The organism is Burkholderia sp. Ac-20345, assembly GCF_017104825.1.
GTDB lineage: Bacteria > Pseudomonadota > Gammaproteobacteria > Burkholderiales > Burkholderiaceae > Burkholderia > Burkholderia lata_B.
This window is the reverse complement of sequence record NZ_JAAGPO010000214.1, coordinates 1-16,889: the sequence shown is the minus strand read 5'-3', so window position 1 is coordinate 16,889 and position 16,889 is coordinate 1. Positions and strand designations below refer to the sequence as shown.

13 protein-coding genes and 1 pseudogene are annotated in these 16,889 nt (G+C 59.9%); 9 read left to right on the top strand and 5 right to left on the bottom strand.

Translation table 11 applies throughout. The annotated features are described in order from the left end of the window. Positions 1 to 64 precede the first annotated feature (64 nt). Both G3O06_RS40435 and G3O06_RS40430 read right to left on the bottom strand, forming a co-directional pair. On the bottom strand, positions 65 to 1,300 hold the full coding sequence (locus tag G3O06_RS40435) for an IS256 family transposase (RefSeq protein WP_205819450.1): 1,236 nt from the start codon (positions 1,298 to 1,300) through the stop codon (positions 65 to 67). Between the two features lie 74 nt (positions 1,301 to 1,374). Continuing rightward, positions 1,375 to 1,806: a hypothetical protein gene (locus tag G3O06_RS40430; protein ID WP_205819449.1), complete on the bottom strand. Its 432-nt coding sequence runs from the start codon at positions 1,804 to 1,806 to the stop codon at positions 1,375 to 1,377. Between the two features lie 1,000 nt (positions 1,807 to 2,806). Between G3O06_RS40430 and G3O06_RS40425 the strand changes: the two genes are divergently transcribed. From G3O06_RS40425 to G3O06_RS40415, 3 genes are read left to right on the top strand one after another with little or no spacing between them, the layout of a single operon-like run. Further along, entirely contained in the window at positions 2,807 to 3,268 is a 462-nt protein-coding gene (locus tag G3O06_RS40425; RefSeq protein WP_205819448.1) for a hypothetical protein, read from the top strand. Positions 3,269 to 3,278: 10 nt separating this feature from the next. Continuing rightward, positions 3,279 to 3,971: a protein mobD gene (locus G3O06_RS40420; RefSeq protein ID WP_205819447.1), complete on the top strand. Its 693-nt coding sequence runs from the start codon at positions 3,279 to 3,281 to the stop codon at positions 3,969 to 3,971. Continuing rightward, positions 3,964 to 4,734: a hypothetical protein gene (locus tag G3O06_RS40415; RefSeq protein ID WP_205819446.1), complete on the top strand. Its 771-nt coding sequence runs from the start codon at positions 3,964 to 3,966 to the stop codon at positions 4,732 to 4,734. The genes G3O06_RS40420 and G3O06_RS40415 overlap by 8 nt, the downstream gene beginning before the upstream one ends. Here G3O06_RS40415 and G3O06_RS40410 read toward each other — a convergent pair. From G3O06_RS40410 to G3O06_RS40400, 3 genes are all read right to left on the bottom strand, one after another. Beyond that, positions 4,729 to 6,951 carry a ParB/Srx family N-terminal domain-containing protein gene (locus G3O06_RS40410; protein WP_205819445.1) on the bottom strand — a complete coding sequence of 741 codons (2,223 nt, stop codon included), beginning with the start codon at positions 6,949 to 6,951 and terminating at the stop codon, positions 4,729 to 4,731. The genes G3O06_RS40415 and G3O06_RS40410 overlap by 6 nt on opposite strands. A 123-nt stretch (positions 6,952 to 7,074) precedes the next feature. Further along, a complete protein-coding gene (locus tag G3O06_RS40405) occupies positions 7,075 to 7,908 on the bottom strand; it encodes a DUF932 domain-containing protein (protein WP_205819444.1) in 834 nt (277 codons plus the stop codon). A gap of 599 nt (positions 7,909 to 8,507) precedes the next feature. Next, positions 8,508 to 9,509, bottom strand: a complete 1,002-nt coding sequence (locus G3O06_RS40400; RefSeq protein WP_205819443.1) for a DUF4917 family protein — start codon at positions 9,507 to 9,509, stop codon at positions 8,508 to 8,510. Between the two features lie 361 nt (positions 9,510 to 9,870). On the opposite strand from G3O06_RS40400, the gene G3O06_RS40395 reads away from it, so the two are divergent. The 6 genes and pseudogenes from G3O06_RS40395 (at position 9,871) to G3O06_RS40370 (ending at position 16,768) form a co-directional block, all read left to right on the top strand. Beyond that, positions 9,871 to 10,668, top strand: coding sequence for a Dam family site-specific DNA-(adenine-N6)-methyltransferase (locus tag G3O06_RS40395; protein WP_080287957.1), 798 nt, complete (start codon positions 9,871 to 9,873; stop codon positions 10,666 to 10,668). Positions 10,669 to 10,683: 15 nt separating this feature from the next. After that, positions 10,684 to 11,961, top strand: coding sequence for a metallophosphoesterase (locus tag G3O06_RS40390; protein ID WP_205819442.1), 1,278 nt, complete (start codon positions 10,684 to 10,686; stop codon positions 11,959 to 11,961). Next, positions 11,958 to 13,796, top strand: a complete 1,839-nt coding sequence (locus G3O06_RS40385) for a hypothetical protein (protein WP_205819441.1) — start codon at positions 11,958 to 11,960, stop codon at positions 13,794 to 13,796. Before G3O06_RS40390 ends, G3O06_RS40385 begins: the two co-directional genes overlap by 4 nt. Further along, entirely contained in the window at positions 13,793 to 14,791 is a 999-nt protein-coding gene (locus tag G3O06_RS40380; RefSeq protein ID WP_205819440.1) for a hypothetical protein, read from the top strand. The genes G3O06_RS40385 and G3O06_RS40380 overlap by 4 nt, the downstream gene beginning before the upstream one ends. Before the next feature lie 240 nt (positions 14,792 to 15,031). After that, positions 15,032 to 16,304: pseudogene (locus G3O06_RS40375) on the top strand (IS256 family transposase). A gap of 227 nt (positions 16,305 to 16,531) precedes the next feature. Continuing rightward, positions 16,532 to 16,768, top strand: a complete 237-nt coding sequence (locus G3O06_RS40370; RefSeq protein WP_241020489.1) for a transposase — start codon at positions 16,532 to 16,534, stop codon at positions 16,766 to 16,768. The last annotated feature ends 121 nt before the right edge of the window (positions 16,769 to 16,889 follow it).

The window sequence follows — 16,889 nt, the reverse complement described above, 5'->3', positions numbered from 1 at the left end:
CTTCCATCTGGGCACTTTGATGCCATTGGCCCGTAAGGCTCAGCCTTCCTGCAAGCTACGCCACTCACGGGTGGGAGGCGTTCATATCATTTTTCCAGTCGAAGGCGGACCGCACGGTCTTGGCCAGTACGTTGCGCAGCGCCAGCCAGAGCAGCTTGATGGCCGCCTCGTCATTGGGGAAGTGACCACGGGTCTTGATGATCTTGCGCAACTGCATGTTCAAACTTTCTATGGCGTTCGTGGTGTACACGACCCGTCGAATCTCCGGCGGGAACACGTAGAACGGTACGACGTGCTCCCATGCTCGCTGCCACGATTGCACGATGGTCGGGTACTTCGCGCCCCAAGGTCCGTCGGCGAAGTCTTGCAGCGCCTGCCGTGCCGCCTCTTCGCTGGCAGCCGCGTAGATCGGGCGCAGCGCTGCGGCCAATGCCTTGCGATCCTTGTAGCTGGCGTACTCGAGACTGTTGCGGATCAGATGCACGATACAGGTCTGAACGGTGGTTCGCGGATAGGCCGTGCTGATGGCCTCGGTGAGCCCCTTCAGGCCATCGACCACGGCGATCAGGATGTCTTGGCAGCCGCGCGTCTTCAGTTCGTTGAACACCTTGAGCCAGAACTTGGCGCCCTCGGTCTGCTCGATCCAGAGGCCCAGCACGTCGCGCTGGCCGTCGGCCTGAATCCCCAAAGCCAGATAGACGGCCTTGTTGCTGACCACGCCGTCGTCGCGGATCTTGACCCGCAGCGCATCGAAGAACACCACCGGGTACATCGTCTCGAGCGGGCGGCTCTGCCAGCTCAGCGCCTCGGCCATCACCTCGTCGGTGACCGAGCTGATGAAGTCCGGCGACACCTCAGTGCCGTAGTGCTCGGCCAGAAATCCCTGAATCTCGCGCACGCTCATGCCGCGGGCGTACATCGCGATGATGCGTTCGTCGAAGCCGGTGAAACGGCGCTCGTGCTTGGGAATCAGGATCGGCTCGAAGCTGCCGTCACGGTCACGAGGCACGTCGACCCGGACTGGGCCACGATCGGTGATGACCGTCTTGCCGCTGGCGCCGTTGCGCTCGTTGGCCTGCCCGGCCGGCTTGGGCTGACCCGACGGGTAGCCCAGATGCAGGTTCATCTCAGCGCCCATCGCGCGCTCAATGATTGCCTTGTTGAACGCCAGCATCAGATCCTGGACCTCGGCCGGCGTCATCGGCCCCTTGACCAACTGGTCCAGCAATTCCTTGGGCAGTTCAGGCAGCGGCCCGCGGGCCGCTGCCTGACGCGCTACAGTTTGCCTTTTCTTCTTCATCGGCATATCCATGACTTTTACACCTCATGATATGCCTCGCCCACGAAATCACGGATAGGTCCAGGTCACTGGATTCATTCGCGATCAACCAACCAGACCGGCCCTACCTTGAAAGTCGCGAAGAGCAGAAAAAGTATCGTAATCGCCAGAAGCGGGACGCCGTAGAGCGCCACGGGGAAAAACAGAACGAGCTGCATGGCTGTCCCGCAAGGACCATTGATGAACCCCGTCCCCCGGACGTTCTCGTAGATCAACCGTGCGACGGTAGCAAGCCCGATTGCGATGAGTAAAAGACCACTCCAAGTCGACTCGTGGTGCAGTCGTGCGGTTCCCCATCCAATGTATCCCCACCAGATGAGATTGATACCAATCGCGGCAAGCCAGAATCCACGTGCCGTGAAAAAACTGTATCCGTATTGGTGTCGAGAGTGGCGACTAAAGAGTTGAATGCCCTTTGCCAGCACGACGATCGCACCATAGACGACCAAAAGTTTAAGCAATCCCACGAATGTTCTCCCAGAACTCTGCGCGATCGGGCCACTTCCTGCATCGAAATGACGGGACCCGCGACGAAGGTGATATTTCGATCGCCCGTCCTTTCAATATAGACGGAAGGGTTCCGAGTGCAACAATCTTGTTCCTCGGAAATTTCCACTTTTCTGTCCATGTTGATGTGGGCTGTACAACGCCGGAGTGATTGATAAAGGGCTGTGGCGCCAAAAACCGGCGGTAGCCTATCCTGCCATCCCTTGTTCTCTGTGCATTTTTGTGGTCCAGAGTAAACGCCGTGCGCAGAGGTTTCTGCCTTCGAGTAAACAGCTGATCGTGCCGTGGAGAACGGCGTGCGTTGTCCTTGCGATGACAATGCGACGTGGGGTTGTGTCTGGGTCAGCGCATTGCGTAAAACGATGTGTTAAGGGATGCGCAACCAGTGCGTCATGAACTGCGAACCAGTGGCGAACCCAATGTGTGAAGTGTGCGCGCTCCCGTGCGTTGGGTGCTCACAAAAATGCGAATGGTTTGCTGGGTATCTGTGCTGATCGATGCGCTTCGCGAGGCGCATGAAAATACAAAACGAGAGATAGTGTGCGGGGAGCCTATGCAACGCTCGGAACGAGTGAAAGCATGTGGACGGTGCGATTCAAGCGGTGCGCTATGAGGCGAGCATCGAATGCGCAGACGAGAGCGAAACACATGAGCAGTTCCCGGCTAGGCGTGTACAGTCTGCATGCCTACATGTGACACAACCGAAACCACAATCCGGCGTCAAGGTGATAGTCTCCGGAGTGAGCGGAGAGCGCTACCCCGGCGCATCCTAGATGCGTTGGTGAAGCGTGTCGCGTGCGCACCACGTACGCAAAAAAGTGCGTTGTTCTCCTACATTCCCTTCGCTGCCGGTGTGTTCCTGCGCGGGCAAGTCGTGCGCAAAAACCGTGTTGACGCGTGCTCAGGACGTGCGCACGATGGTGTCACAGCGATGTGTAGCCGATGTTCAGGAGAGTAACGATGCCTGTTGCGAAGGTCTATACGAAGTCGCAATGGGAGGCGTTTGGTCGCGCACTCGATGCGCTGCCGGAGAAGCCGGATACCGAGCGTGGCGTGACGGTGCGCGATGCGATGAAGGACATGCGTGTGCGCGTGCGGACTGCGCAGGCGAAGGGCTATACGCTGGAGCAAATTGCGGAGCAGGCGCAGCAGCAAGGACTCGACATCACGGCCGGGACGATTCGCTATGCACTGCGCTCGACCGGGAAAGGCGGTAGCGCAGGTGGTGTTGCGCGGTCAGCATCAGGTGCACGCGCGCCCGGTGCTGAGAAGGTATTCGCGGCGCAATCTCGCGCGCAGGATGCGACGTCTCAGACAAAGCATGTTCGCAAGGATGGGGGAAAGACGGAAGCCAGACCGCAATCCGGGCCAGTGCAGGGCGCACTCGGATTCGCGATCCGGCCCGACACCGACGATCTGTAGAGGAGTCGCGATGGATACGGCAGTCAATCCCATCTATCTCGTGGGCGGCGGCAAGGGTGGCGTTGGCAAGAGCCTCGTCGCGCTCGCGCTGGTCGATCATCTGCAGCGGCGTGGCGTCAAGCCCGTGCTGGTTGAGAATGACACGTCGAACCCTGACGTGATGAAGGCCGTGCAGGGCGAGATTGATTGCGCCGCGTTCGATCTGGACGAGGCGGACGGGTGGATCAATTTCGTGAACTACTGCGACGAGCATCGCGACGCGGTTGTGGTGGTCAGCACGGCAGCCCGCAACCAGGATGGCGTTGCCCGCTACGGCGCGACGCTGGCCAGCACGCTGGGCGAGCTTGGCAGACGGCTCGTCGTGTTCTGGGTGATCAACCGGCAGCGCGATAGTCTGGAACTGCTGCGTCAGTTCGGTGAAACCTTCCCAGACGCGATGACGCACGTTGTGCGCAATGGCCACTACGGCACACCGGACAGGTTCGTGCTGTATCAGGACTCAAAGATCCGCAAGAGTGTCGAGGCGAAGGGCAAGTCGCTCGACTTTCCCGAACTCGCGGATCGCGTGGCGGACGATCTGCGTAGTCAGCGCTTGTCGGTGCGCGAGGCGGCGGAGTCGCTACCCATCGGGCAGCGCGCGGAACTGCTGCGCTGGCGGGCGCTCTATGACGCGATGTTCGCCGGGGTGACGGGTAATGCCTGAACGGCGGACGCGGCGCGGACGTCCTGTCGATCCACTGGCCCGGCTCTTTTACGATGTGACCGGAGAGAACCCGGACGATGCGAGCCTGCTACGCATGCGTCGGGTGTCGGTGGCCCTGAACCTGCGCGACAACGATGCGCTTTGGTCGGTGCTGGCGGTGCTCGAATACTATGCTCGCCTTTACGAAGCGATGCCGGAGCGCATCGAGCGGGCAGGCAACGGCAAACTGGACGCGGTGCGGGAGGAGGCACGTGAGGCGACGGACGCGCTAATGGCGCAGCACCGCGACGCGCTCGCGCGCTGCAAGGCGACCATCGAACTCGCGGAATGCATGGCCGTTGAACACGAGGCGAGGTATCGCGCGAAGCTCGCAGCACTGAATGAACAGGCGTTGGTCACGCAGGTGGGGCGCGCCGCTGACCAAATTGCGCGCATCGCGGGAAACCGGGTGGTGGGCACGGTAGCCGTCGCGTTGCGTGAGCATCGGCAGAAGCTCGACGCAGCGGTAGCTCTGTTTGAGCGGGAGATGAGCGCGGCAGCGGCGCGTGCCGCGAAGGTTGACCAGATAGCCGCGAGACGGATGACGAAGGCGTTCCGCGCACTGGTGGTCGGAGCGCTGATCGTGATTCTGCTCGCGGCGGTAGCGGGTGGGCTGGCGGGGCGGTACACCGGCAGTCATCCGGTGCGGGCAGACGGTTTGCCGTCTGCCCGCACGGGTCATACTTCGTTGGTGTCGCCTTTCATGAACGCGAGGGCATCATGAAGCGCGCGCGAGGCCGGCAGCGGTCGGAAAGGGCCACGGCAGCTGCACGCCGGCTGTGGCGGGAGACGCGGCCACATCGCAAACCGTGTTGCTGATGCCACCGTGATCGCTCTCGGGCTCGCCGGCACTGCCGTCGTCCTGCGCGTCGTCGGAACCGTTGCCGGTGTCCGGGTCGTGTCCATCCGCCCCGGCATTCCCATCCTCGTCGTCGCGAGCTTCCCATGACGGCGTGACCGGGATTTCCGTATCGGTGAGGATTTCCGGGAGCCACATGACCTTGGCCAGCCGCAGTTCGGCGGCGGCAGCGGCGTCGGCCTTCTTCATCTTCCCGAGGTCGGCGGCAACCTTTGGCGAAACGGCTGCGGACACGACTTCCCCGATGCGCGCCTTGCTGACATGATCGAAATAAGTGGCGCGGGTCGGCGTCCAGTATCGGGTCATGTCCAGGTTTAGCGCGCCCGCGAGCGCGCTGATCGCATGCGGCTTTTCTTCGGCCACGATCCCATCGAGCAGGGTGCCGGTGCAGAAGGCGAGCAGATCGAGCAGCGTTGTCCCAGGATCCTGCTTCGCGAGCCACGGCAGCAGGTCGGCGTGTTTCGCGGGCAACTCGGCGGTCCATCGGGCGCGTTGTGCCTCGATGGCGTTCCATGCAGCACTGGTGGGCAGGTCGTCCGCCGCGCGCAGCAGGCTGTCGCGATTGTTGTCGCCAGATAGCGCCAGATAATCGCGCGCGGACGTGTAACCGTAGTGCTCGGGCAGCGCCTGCGGAACGAGATGCCGTAACAGGGCGGCGAGCGCGACGGCGGGCCGAGCGACTAGTTCGGCGTGGATGGCGACGGTGCGGTGCGCGGTGAGTCGCTGGCAGAGTTTCGCGCTGTGGACTGGCTTGATCTTCGTAACAGGACAGTCTGCCGGGTCCGCCGCTTCCGCCTGCGGCGTGCCGGTGACAGTCGCACCCGCCGCGTCCAGCGCCGCACTGTTTTCGCGCCGAACGAGACCGCGCTCGATGAGCAGTTTTCCCTGCGGATCGATGATCACGAACGCGCCCGCCTCCGCCATCTGCTGTGTATCCCACACCAGGGCGCGGCTTTCAAGTGCGACGATCGCGGCATTGACCCGGTCGATTTCGGCATCGAGGCGGTCGGCTTCCTCATAGGCATTTTCGTCGCCCTCGGACAGTGCCTCCAGCTTCCCTGCCAGTTCATCCTGCTTTGCGGTAAGCGCATCCATTTCGCGCTGCTCGTCGTCGGTAAAGAGGCGCTGGATTGGGCGCAGCTTGCCGTAGCGGTTAAGCTCCAACACGTCACGCTCGACTCGGGTTTCTGTCCAGCCCCAACCCTCGGCGCGTACTTCTTCTGCGGCGACGTCGAGCTTCTGCGCGACGAGCCGCTGCAGAAGTTCGGCATCCGCGATGTAGCCCGCATTCCCGTCGTCACTGAAGAGGTCACGGCGTACATACCCGCCTGCTGCTTCGTAGGTGTCGAGGCCAATAAAGCGCATGAGGCGGCTGCGACTCGCATCGATTTCGGCCCGCGTGATGGCCTGCCGCAGATAGTTGGGCTGGCGCTGCCACTCGTTCGCATCGAACCAGATGTGCTCCTGCGTTTCGTGGTTGTCAGCGAGGGCGAGTGCGGCAAGCTGATCTAGCGTGATCGCGTCCTCTCGCAGCAGGGCCAACAGCTTTAGGGATACGCTCGCGAGCTTCATGCGTCGTTTGACCGTGAGCGGCGAGGCAGAAAAGAGCGCGGCGATGTAATCGACGCTTCGCCCTTCCTCGGCCAGCATCCGGTATGCGCGCAGCACATCGAACGGATCGAGTCCTTCGCGCTCGGTATTTTCGATCAGAGAAACGGCGAGGGCTTCGCCTTCACTGACGATGCGCACGGGGACCGGGTAGTCGGCGGCGATGTCTTTCTGTTCGAACAGGAGGTCGAGGGCGGCTTCGCGGCGCTGACCGGCACACACGCCATATTTGCGCTGCCTGCCGCGCGATCGCTTGAGCTCGTGGACGACGAGATTTTGCAACAGACCCTTTGCCCGGATATTGGCGGCAAGGCCGGGAATGCCCGACAGGGGTTTCGTGCGCGCATTGAGTGGCGACGGTCGCAGGCTGGAATACGGTACGGTCACGATGGGCTGCTCGTTACCGAAGTGGGTTTCGAGCATGGTAGCTTGTTCGGTGCTGTCTACCATAGTGGTTTCGGATTTTGCTTGCATGACTGACTCCAGAAAGTTGGAATGAAAGTTCCGGGTCGGGCACTATCGGATTCTGTCAGGATCCGGCCCGGATAGGAGTCCTGATAGATAAAAAGAATGGCGGCTTTCCCGCCCCTGTCGTGGCTACGCTTTCATCTGTCGCATTGCGTCCGCGAGCATCCAGAGGGCGCGGTTGAGCTTCACGTTCTGGTCGATGCCGGTGATGGGACGGGTAGACATCGACCGACCCGTGCGCGAGCGTCCATGCAGGCCGCCTTTGGTGAGGTTTTCCTGAACGCGGTTAAAGACGGTCCAGAGGTCGTCGTGGCGATCCTCGAAGCGGCGCGGAGCAAGCAACTGGTTGTCGGTAACCGGGGCCGGTGCTTCCCGGTCGGTCGGGTCGTAGCGCAGCGCGAGTGCGGAGCGGGCGAATGCGTGCTGTTCGTCGCGGTCGAGTGTGACGGCGCGCATGCCTTCCTTCTGCTCGCGGATCAGGTTGAAACCGTCGAGCACGTCGAACGCACCGTTGATCACGTTTTCGACGATGTTGCCCTTGTGCGGGACTCGGATATCGGCGACGTTATCGCCCGCCACCATGCCGTTCTGGCAGACAAAGCGCAGCATGCCCGCGAGCATCTGGTAACTGCTGGTGCCATCGTGCGAGTTCAACAGTACGATTTCGTTGGCTTCCTCGCCGGTAATCTGTTCCGCGTGACGAAGCCGAATCATGTGTTTCGTGTACTCGCGACGGTCGTCCTGCCGCACGCGCGTCTGGCAGACCATGAAGGGTTGGAAACCCTCGTTGCGCAGTCCGCGCAGGACGTCGATCGTCGGAATGTAGGTGTAGCGTTCGGAGCGGCTTTCGTGCTTGCCGTCCGCAAAGATGGATGGGGCAACGCGGCGAATCTGATCGTCCAACAGAGGCGAATCGGCGCGCAGCATCGGGGAGCCGTAACGGAAAGAGGAAGCGAGTTGCATGGCAATCTCCACAGTCAAGGTTGAGGACCTGAACCGGGCGACGGGATGTGACTTGCCGTTGCGGCTGGGCACCTCCCGGTGGAACTCGGGGTTGGCTTTGCTGCCGCCAGGCTCCCGGGTTCCCGCCCGTGCGACTGGAGGAGCCGATAGCGGGCAGGCGTCAAGGAGAAAGGCGAGGGAGGGGTGCGGGAAACACGGTCCCTCGCCCCTTGATGCCTGCCCGCTATCGGCTACGGTCGCGGGTCAAGGGCGGGAACCTGGGAGTCGGGTGCATGCCACGCTGCGAGTTGACCGGGTAGGGACTACGCGATGGGCGCGGGTTTGACTGCGGCGCTAGGTATTGAATGCTCGGCGGTGGCGAAGCGGAATGCATCTCGACGTGCCACTCGCAAGCTAGTTACTGCCACTAATATGCGCTGTTCTTCGCGACCTTCGCTGATGCGGGGCGTTGCTCTATCAAGACCGGGGCGAAACTATGGAATCGCGTCGGTCAAAGCGTGATTTGAGTAAGGGCATTTTCCCAAGTTCGCTTTTTCTTCGCAGGCCATTTGGGCGCAGGACCCATCGGTCGGGTTTATGTGCTACGCATAGATCGGCGGCTACGCGACATGATTCCAGCATCCCGGGCTTTGACAATCGAAGAACGCCACGTGGGTTCTGGCGCCCAGTTCGTTCCAGATGATCTGGGACACCCGATTGCAATAGGCCTGATCGCCGCCGAGCACTGAAACGGCGACCCTGCGTATGCCCGATGCCCTCATCCGTCGCAACAAATGAATGTCGTGCTCGCCGAAGCCCCAGCCATAGATGACCAGCGACTCCCGGGCAGACGGTAATACTTCGCGGTATACGGTCGACAGGTAGTAACTGCTTTGAATCGAGGTCACCTTTTGCTCGCATGTGCCCTCGCTCACGAACAGGGGGACGACTTCCCCGGATATCCATCGGTTCAGGATGGCTTGAAGCAGACCCGCTTCCTGGTTGTGGATCTTCACCTCTTCTTCGATGCGGTTTCTGCACAGGACGAGACTGCCATGCGGGTAGAAGACGAGCGAGGTCGACCGCTCCCGACCAATGGGCTCCCTGAAGCGCTGCCAGTTGTCGTCGAAACGGCCGCCACGGACGAAGCAGTCCTTGAACGCGTGTGCGTCGTCCAGGTCAAGGCCGAAAGTCAGGGCCCAGTAGAGCACGAGGTCATAGTTCAGGGAAATGACCGTATCGAACGATCTCAGGAATTCGTAAAGCAGGGGTAGCTGTTCGCGGACCGCGTCGTGCTCTGGATGAACGTTGCGAACCGTTTGTATCAGGCAATCTCTGACGTGATGGTATGCGCCACGAGTCCTGTCGTCAGGGATTCGCAATGCCTGGTTCACGTTCGATGCCTGCCAGACATTGCGCAGAATCAACTCGAAATCTGAAGTCCCGAAAAACTCGAACAGACGCTGGACGTCCGGCGTCATCAGACCGTTGGCCCTTGCATGGCCTAGCAGCGATCCGTACGAAAAGCTGGGGCTCACAGCAATGCTTGCTCCATTCCCGAGGAGGATGGTGCCCCGATATGCGCCAGCTAACCGTTCCCAGGGCAGTATCTCGAATGGCATAGACTTTTTTGCGTTCGTTGTGGGTTTCCGACGGCTGCAAGCGCAGCCCGATGTCAGAGTTGCAGCGCTGACGCAAGCGCCCGCGTCAATTGAGCGTCACGGCGCGCTGTCTCGCTCGGGAGCCAGAGGGAAGCGGCTGGCGGCGGTTTAGGCAACGCGTGTAGTCGTGCAATGGGCCGCCCACCGTCGCTTCGGCCTGAGGCACATCGCCTTCCGGTCACAACGGTTTATGCAGAACAGCTGGGCTGGCCCATTCGGACCGCGTCCCCTAGCGCATATCGTACGGCGTGACTGGTGTGTAGGCAGGACCTGTGGACGCTATAATAGCGCGCGATAACAGACCAACAAGCGCGGAGGCGCGTTGACAACACCGATCATCCGTTGGGCGGGAAGCAAGCGGCCGATCCTGAACGTGCTGCAGGCGGCAATGCCGGCGAAGTTTCGACGCTATATTGAGCCTTTCGCGGGATCCGGTGCGCTCTACCTGAGTCTTGCGCCTTGTCCCGCGATCCTGGGCGACGTGAACAGCTCGCTGGTTGCCACGTACAGGAGTGTCAGAGCGTTCCCGCATGCAGTCTGGCGCGAGGTCAGTGCGATGCCGACTGAGCCGGACTACTACTACTATCTGCGCGGTCTTGACGAGACGACGCTCAGCAAACGCTCACAGGCTGCGAGGTTTATTTACCTCAATCGATTCTGTTTCAACGGTGTCTACCGGACGAATCGGGCTGGAAGGTTCAATGTGCCTCGTGGCCGGGGCCGTCTTCATATTCCGTCTGAAGACGAGTTTTGTGCATTCGCACGCCACCTGCGGCATGCAGACCTCGTGCACGGCGATTTCGAACCTGTCCTGCAGCAGGCGCGCTCCGGGGACTTTGTGTACATGGATCCGCCGTATTCCACTTCCGGAAAGAGGGATCGCGGTGAATATGGGCGAGACAGTTTTCGGGACCGCGACCTCGTTAGATTTATCGATGCCACGCTTGCCGCATCGGATCGCGGGGCAAAGATCCTGATTTCATACTCGTCGTCGAGCGCATTGCATGAACCGTTAAGCGCACATGGTTGGAACATTCGCAGCCTGCATGTACACAGAAACGTCGCCGGTTTCTGCGGGCATCGCGGAAAGGCGGAAGAACTCCTCGTGACCAACTATTAAAATGGATTTTTAACGGTGCAAGCTTCATCGTCGAATCAGGGGGATGTCACACTCACGGTCGCTCTATTGAGTGACCCGCACTTTTATGCCGGTACTAGCAGCGGCGAACCAAACCCCTCATGGCTCCAGGTGGTCAGCGCCGAAGGCCCGAAGTTCAAGCGTCGCGATAACCCGTGGGCCTCGCTGCTGGCACTTGTGAAGAACCATGGTCTGACAGCAGATGTTTTGCTTTGTCCAGGCGACATCACAACATATGCGGATCCTGTAGGGCTGAACGTGGCGTGGAAATGTCTGGTCACACTCGGCGATGAGCTGAAGGCATCGTTGACAGCGTCTGCGACGGGCAACCACGATGTCACGTCCCGGGCACCTGGCTCCGGGAAAAACGTGGTGCGGGATCTCAATGACGCGGCGGATCTTTTCGAGAACCTGAAACAGCTTGAACCGGCATATCCGGTTCACATCTCGACGATTCCGCCCGCGCAGGCTCACGAGCGTCGAGTTCACTACTTCGGGGCTGACTACGTGCTCGTCGACAACGACCCACGCTATCGCCTCGTTGTATTTAACAGCTGCGCGCGCCATAACGCTGTGCCCGTGGAGTATGAGCGGGGACGCATTGCGGAAAGCGCTCTGTCGTGGCTTGATGACGCCCTGGAGAGCTCCGATGGATCGCAGACGAAAGTGAACCTGTTCGTCTGTCACCATCATCCCATCCAGCATGAAGATCATCACCTTGGTAGCTACGATTTCATGCAGAACGGGCAGCGCCTGCTCGATACGCTCTCGAAGCATGGAGACTGGGTAGTATTCCACGGTCACAAGCATCACGGGAAGCTTACGTACGCACCTGGCGGGGCTTCACCGCCTGTGGTGTTTGCCGCCAGCAGCTTCGGTGCGGTTGTTGACGATGCATCATTACGGCTGCGCAACCAGTTTTACCTGATTGACATCGTTCTTCCGTCCGGTGGTGGCTCCCCACTGGGCACGGTTCGAGCATGGAACTGGTATTTGGGAACTGGCTGGAAGCAGTCGGACAGTACGCTCGACGGCATTTACACAGGCTGCGGTTTCGGTGAGCGGGGTCATCCAGACAAACTGGCTGATGCGCTAGCGGGGATGATTCCGGCGCCCACGCCGTGGGCAAACATTATTGAGAACGTGCCTTGGCTGCGTCATGTGACGCCACGCGATATGAAGTCGATTGAGCGAAGCTTGCTAAGACGCCATAACATTGTCATCACGAGCAACGTTGACGGGAAGTATGAAGAAGCTGGGCGAAAGCGATCATGACTATCTCATTTCTTGAAGCATTCAACGCAAAAGATTTGCGTCTTAACGAAATGGTCGGTTCGTTCGTTCCGTCCGACGAATTTTGGGAAATTGCAGGCAACTGGAATGCGCTGGTCGTAGGACCTCGCGGTAGCGGTAAGACCACATATCTGAGGATGTTGTCTCTTGATGCGGTTCGCAGTTGGCGTCACGAACGGGCCGACTCTTTGCGGTCGGCGGTCGGATACACGGGCATCTATGTTCCAGCTGATATCACCTGGGGCGCAATGGTCGAAAGCCTTGGCGGTGGACGCCTAAGTGATGAATGTTTTGAGGCGGTTACGACCGCTGCTTTTTGCACCAATGTTCTCCAGTCCGCCGCAGCGACAATGTCCTGTGCGGTGAGTGGCGAAGATTGTCACGGCTCAATCTCAATCCCCGGGCCAATCCTGGAGTCGGTGGTTGTCGAGATTGCGAAAGCCTGGAAGCTCGACGTCGAAATTGCTTCAATGGGCAGCCTGGAGACTGCGCTTGCATTCCGAATGCTTGACATTCACTCGGGAGCCTTGGAGCTGGCTGCGAAACCTGGTCTCACGCTGTCCGACGTCTATGCGCGCCTTCCGTATGCAACGCTGCCGTTTGACGTGGCTTTGACTGTCGGTCTTTCAATCATCGACCGGGCAGCGAAGCGCATCGATCACAAGTGGGCACTGCTGCTTGACGAATTCGAGATTGCCCACCCTTCGCTACAGCGACGGGTGCTGGGCAGTTTGCGCTCGGCCAACCGGAAATTGCTCTACAAGGTGGCCCTAGCCCCTTGCGGGCCGCATACTTCCGAGAGCCTTGATACGCTCGGCCCACCGAGCCACAAGAACGACTACAAGCAAACCAACCTGTGGCATTCGGAGAAGGTCTCTGCGCTGCGTTTTTGCGATCAACTGTTTCACTCCCGGGTGGGGCATCACAAGCCATTGGCAGGGAAGACGCCGACGCAGGTCTTCGGCAGAACATGGGAAGGAGACTCTGATGAGCAAGGCAATGTAGCCCGTGCGAGCGACCGGTTAGCCAAACTTAGTCAGGATTTCCTGGAACTGAGGTCGAAGGATCAGTCATTCGCGCAGTTCCTTGATGAAAAGCATCTCGATGCAGCGTCCCCGGACACATCCTTGTCACTGGTTCGAAAAATTGCTCCACTGGTTGCGTTTCGAAATGCTCTCCGCGGTGCCGTGCTCAGTCGAAAGGGCCGTAAAAAACTCCTGAGCGTCTACACGGGATGGGAGGCACTTGCGTCGATAAGTGAAGGCAACCCGCGCTGGTTCATCGGGATGGTCAACATGATTATCTCGCGCACTCAGGAAACGGATCCATTGCCAATCGATCGCTCTGTTCAGCATCACGCGATCGAGCAAACGTCCGAGGCGTTCTCTGCCATGTTACAAACGGCAGCGACGGAGCAGGCGATGGGGATCACGACAACAAAGTCGGTTTATGAACTGCTGTCCACGATAGGGTCATATTTCAATCGCCGACTGGTAGAGGATGACTTTATTGAAGAAATACCCTTGTCATTCGAGGTCTCGCACATTGATGGGGAGATTGAGAAGGCGTTGCGAATCGCTATTAACCTTGGAGCCGTTGTGAGTTTGTCTGACCCGGACGAGATGGGAGGTTTTCGTACGCTGGAAGGCAAGAGGTTCCGGCTTGCCTACCTGCTGGCGCCAGAATTTCGGCTACCCCTTCGATCGACGAAAAGCGTTTCGCTTTCGACCATCGTGTCTGACGCCACCGCTTCCAGGAGAAGCGGAAGGAGAGCAGACGCAATCGACGCACGCCATCGCCAGGGAGCGCTGTTTTGATCAAGCACCTTATACCGGTAGCTGCGCAGGCGTTTGATCTGTCGGACGTGGCCGACAATGCCGCCTCATTTGATATGGTAGTTTGCGCGGTGAGCGGAGAGAGTCGCGCGTTGAAAGTGCCGGGTTTGATCAAAGCCTCAAGTGGACGGAAAATCGCAATCCGTGCCCAGACTCAAGACCGTCCGTCGCCTCGCGCTTCGAGCGTTTACGAGCGAGCTGGGTTTGAGTACTTCATCTACGATGAGAGCGCTTTCCGAAGCCTTCTCGAAGCATGCGGCGCGGAAGGCACCACAGAAGGTGGCAATAGAGGGCAGGAGCCCTTCCGGATTCTGGTGGACGTAAGCTGTCTGCCGCGGCGGATCGTGGCAAGTATGTTTGCGGCGCTGGCGAGCCAGGGGCTATGGTCCGAGGTGGATCTGTGGTTGATCTATAACCCGGCCCGTTATGTTCCGCCGGCTAGCGGCTCACTTGAACCCAATCGTCGTGTCGCGCCGGTGCATCCCGTTTTTGCGGGGTGGATCTCGCGGGCTGGATTGCCTGTACGGACAGTCGTCGGACTTGGATATGAGCGGGGAAAAGCACTGGGGGCGGTGGAGTATATCCAGTCCTCGGACTATGTATTGTTTATTCCTGAATCTCCTGAGAAGCGATACAGAGCCAAGGTCGAGCAGCACAATCGCCAACTGATACGTGCGGCCAGCGACGCACAGGTCTTCGATTATGATGTTTTACAGCCGGTTGAGACTTTCCAGATGCTCGGCGGCCTAGTGGCCGGCATGAAGGGGCAATACAAGCCGGTGCTATTGCCATTTGGCCCAAAAATCCTTTTCGCAGTGTCGCTGCTCGTAGCGCTCGTTCATCGTGAGGTATCGGTCTGGCACGTCAGCGGCGAGGAGCTTGAACAACCTGTTGAGCGTCCCGGATCGTCGTATTTCGCCACCATAAGGGTACGGCTTTCGGCCGGCAGAACTAATCTGAACGAGGTTGCAGTTTGACGCTGAAGCCTTGCAGTCCATTGTGCGGAGCGCATGTGTTCCTCTTCTGAGGTGACTGCATAGCGACAGTACTGCTACCAGATTGACATCCTTGTGTTTCGTTAGGCAAAGCGCGGGCATTCTGGAGTTAATCTCGAATCTGGTGTACGGGAGCGGCAGGCGGGGATGAGGAAGGCGGTGGCGGTTGACTGAGAATGTTGCTTTCTCAGGGTAACAAACCAGCAACCGAACTCCACCACCATGGCGAAACGTACGCAGGAAGGGAACAACAGTCAAGCAGCAGCGGAATCGAAGGCACTGCCGGGCCTGGACGATCTGATTCAGCAAGGCGCGCGGCAAATCATCCAACAGGCGATCGAGGCGGAATTGGCGGCATTGCTCGAACGGTACTCGAATGTAAAGACGCTGGAGGGCCGGCGAGCGGTCGTGCGTAACGGCTATTTGCCCGAGCGCGAGATTGTCACGGCCATCGGCCCGGTGCCGGTTCAAGTGCCGAAGGTGCGCGACCGCTCGGGCTCCGGCGTGAAGTTCAATTCGAGCCTCGTGCCGCCGTACGTGCGGCGCTCGCCGCGGGTGTCGGCCGCGCTGCCGTGGCTCTATCTGCGCGGCGTCTCGACGGGCGATATGAGCGAGGCATTGAGCGTGCTGGTAGGTGAAGACGCCAAGGGGCTCTCGCCGAACGTCGTGGTGCGGCTTAAGGCGCAATGGGCCGAGGAGTTTGAGCAGTGAGCGCGATCTGAAGCACGCGCGCTGGGTCTATTGGTGGGCCGACGGCATTCATACCGGCGCGCGTAGCGAGGACAGCGACGGCCAATGCCTGCTGGTGATCATCGGCGTGAAGCCGGACGGCAGCAAGGAGCGTGTGGCCATCGCCGACGGCTATCGGGAATCGAAGGCGTCGTGGCGGGATCTGCTGCTTGATCTGAAGGCGCGTGGCTTGCAGGGCGGCCCGCTGCTGGCAGCGGGTGACGGCGCGATGGGCTTGTGGGCCGCGCTCGAAGAAGTGTTCCCGCAGACCAAGCAACAACGCTGCTGGTTCCACAAGATCGGCAACGTGCTCAACGCCTTGCCCAAGGCGCAGCACGGTCGTGCGAAGACGGACTTGGCGCAAATCTGGAATGCGGCCACGCGCGCTGAGGCCCTGGTCGCCTTCGAGCGGTTCGTCGCGACGTACGCAGCCAAGTATCCGAAGGCTACCGAGAAGCTCACGAAGGATCGCGACGATCTGCTCGCCTTCTACGACTTTCCGGCCGAGCACTGGCAGCACCTGAGGACAACGAACCCGATCGAGTCCACCTTCGCCACGGTGCGCCATCGCACGAGCCGTGCGCGCAATTGCCTGTCGCGCGCGACGTTCCTTGGCATGGCGTTCAAGCTCGTCGAGTCGGCCGAGCAGTCGTGGCGTCGCATTCGCGGCGCCGAAAGGATCGAGCAGCTTCTGAAGGGCATTCCCTTCGAGGATGGTATCCCGGTGATCGAAAGCGCACCGGCTCGGCAACCGCTTGCCGCCTAATCATGCCCGCTGCCGCGCATACACCAGAATTGACATTAACTCGGCATTCTGACGACGAAGAGGCAATGATGGAAATAGCGGGTCGCGATTGGGGCGTGGTGGGATCGGAGCATTGGACATGAAATACCTCTTCGCATGTCGTAAGCGGTCAATAAATGACGCCCTTCCCATGAGGGTCAGGAGGTCAGAAGCTAGGTGTCCGCGTGGACACCTGCACTCAGACCTCAATGACAGAGCAACCGAATCTTCGAAACAGACTGGTAGTTGGCCGCAAGCGAGACGGTCGCCGCGAATTTGATGAAGCAGCACGGCAGGAGCTGGTCGAGCTGTGCCTGCGGCCCGGCGTGTCGATTGCTCGTACGGCGATGGATCACGACGTCAATCCGAACCAGTTGCGTAAATGGATCGCGAGCCATCAACAACGGCAACTTGCACAGCCATCGGCCGATGTGGTTGTGGCGTAAGCGCGTCTCGTGCACCGTCTCGACGATGTGACAGGAAGTTGCCAGAGTAATCCCCACCAAAAGTAGTGGGGACCACTGTGGCAACGGAAGCACCGAAGAGAACATCACGCAAAGGCATCCC

Coding starts and splice junctions, on each gene's coding strand:
- G3O06_RS40435 (WP_205819450.1), bottom strand. CDS start 1,300: ATGAAGAAGAAAAGGCAAACTGTAGCGCGTCAGGCAGCGGCCCGCGGG.
- G3O06_RS40425 (WP_205819448.1), top strand. CDS start 2,807: ATGCCTGTTGCGAAGGTCTATACGAAGTCGCAATGGGAGGCGTTTGGT.
- G3O06_RS40420 (WP_205819447.1), top strand. CDS start 3,279: ATGGATACGGCAGTCAATCCCATCTATCTCGTGGGCGGCGGCAAGGGT.
- G3O06_RS40415 (WP_205819446.1), top strand. CDS start 3,964: ATGCCTGAACGGCGGACGCGGCGCGGACGTCCTGTCGATCCACTGGCC.
- G3O06_RS40410 (WP_205819445.1), bottom strand. CDS start 6,951: ATGCAAGCAAAATCCGAAACCACTATGGTAGACAGCACCGAACAAGCT.
- G3O06_RS40405 (WP_205819444.1), bottom strand. CDS start 7,908: ATGCAACTCGCTTCCTCTTTCCGTTACGGCTCCCCGATGCTGCGCGCC.
- G3O06_RS40400 (WP_205819443.1), bottom strand. CDS start 9,509: ATGCCATTCGAGATACTGCCCTGGGAACGGTTAGCTGGCGCATATCGG.
- G3O06_RS40385 (WP_205819441.1), top strand. CDS start 11,958: ATGACTATCTCATTTCTTGAAGCATTCAACGCAAAAGATTTGCGTCTT.
- G3O06_RS40370 (WP_241020489.1), top strand. CDS start 16,532: ATGACAGAGCAACCGAATCTTCGAAACAGACTGGTAGTTGGCCGCAAG.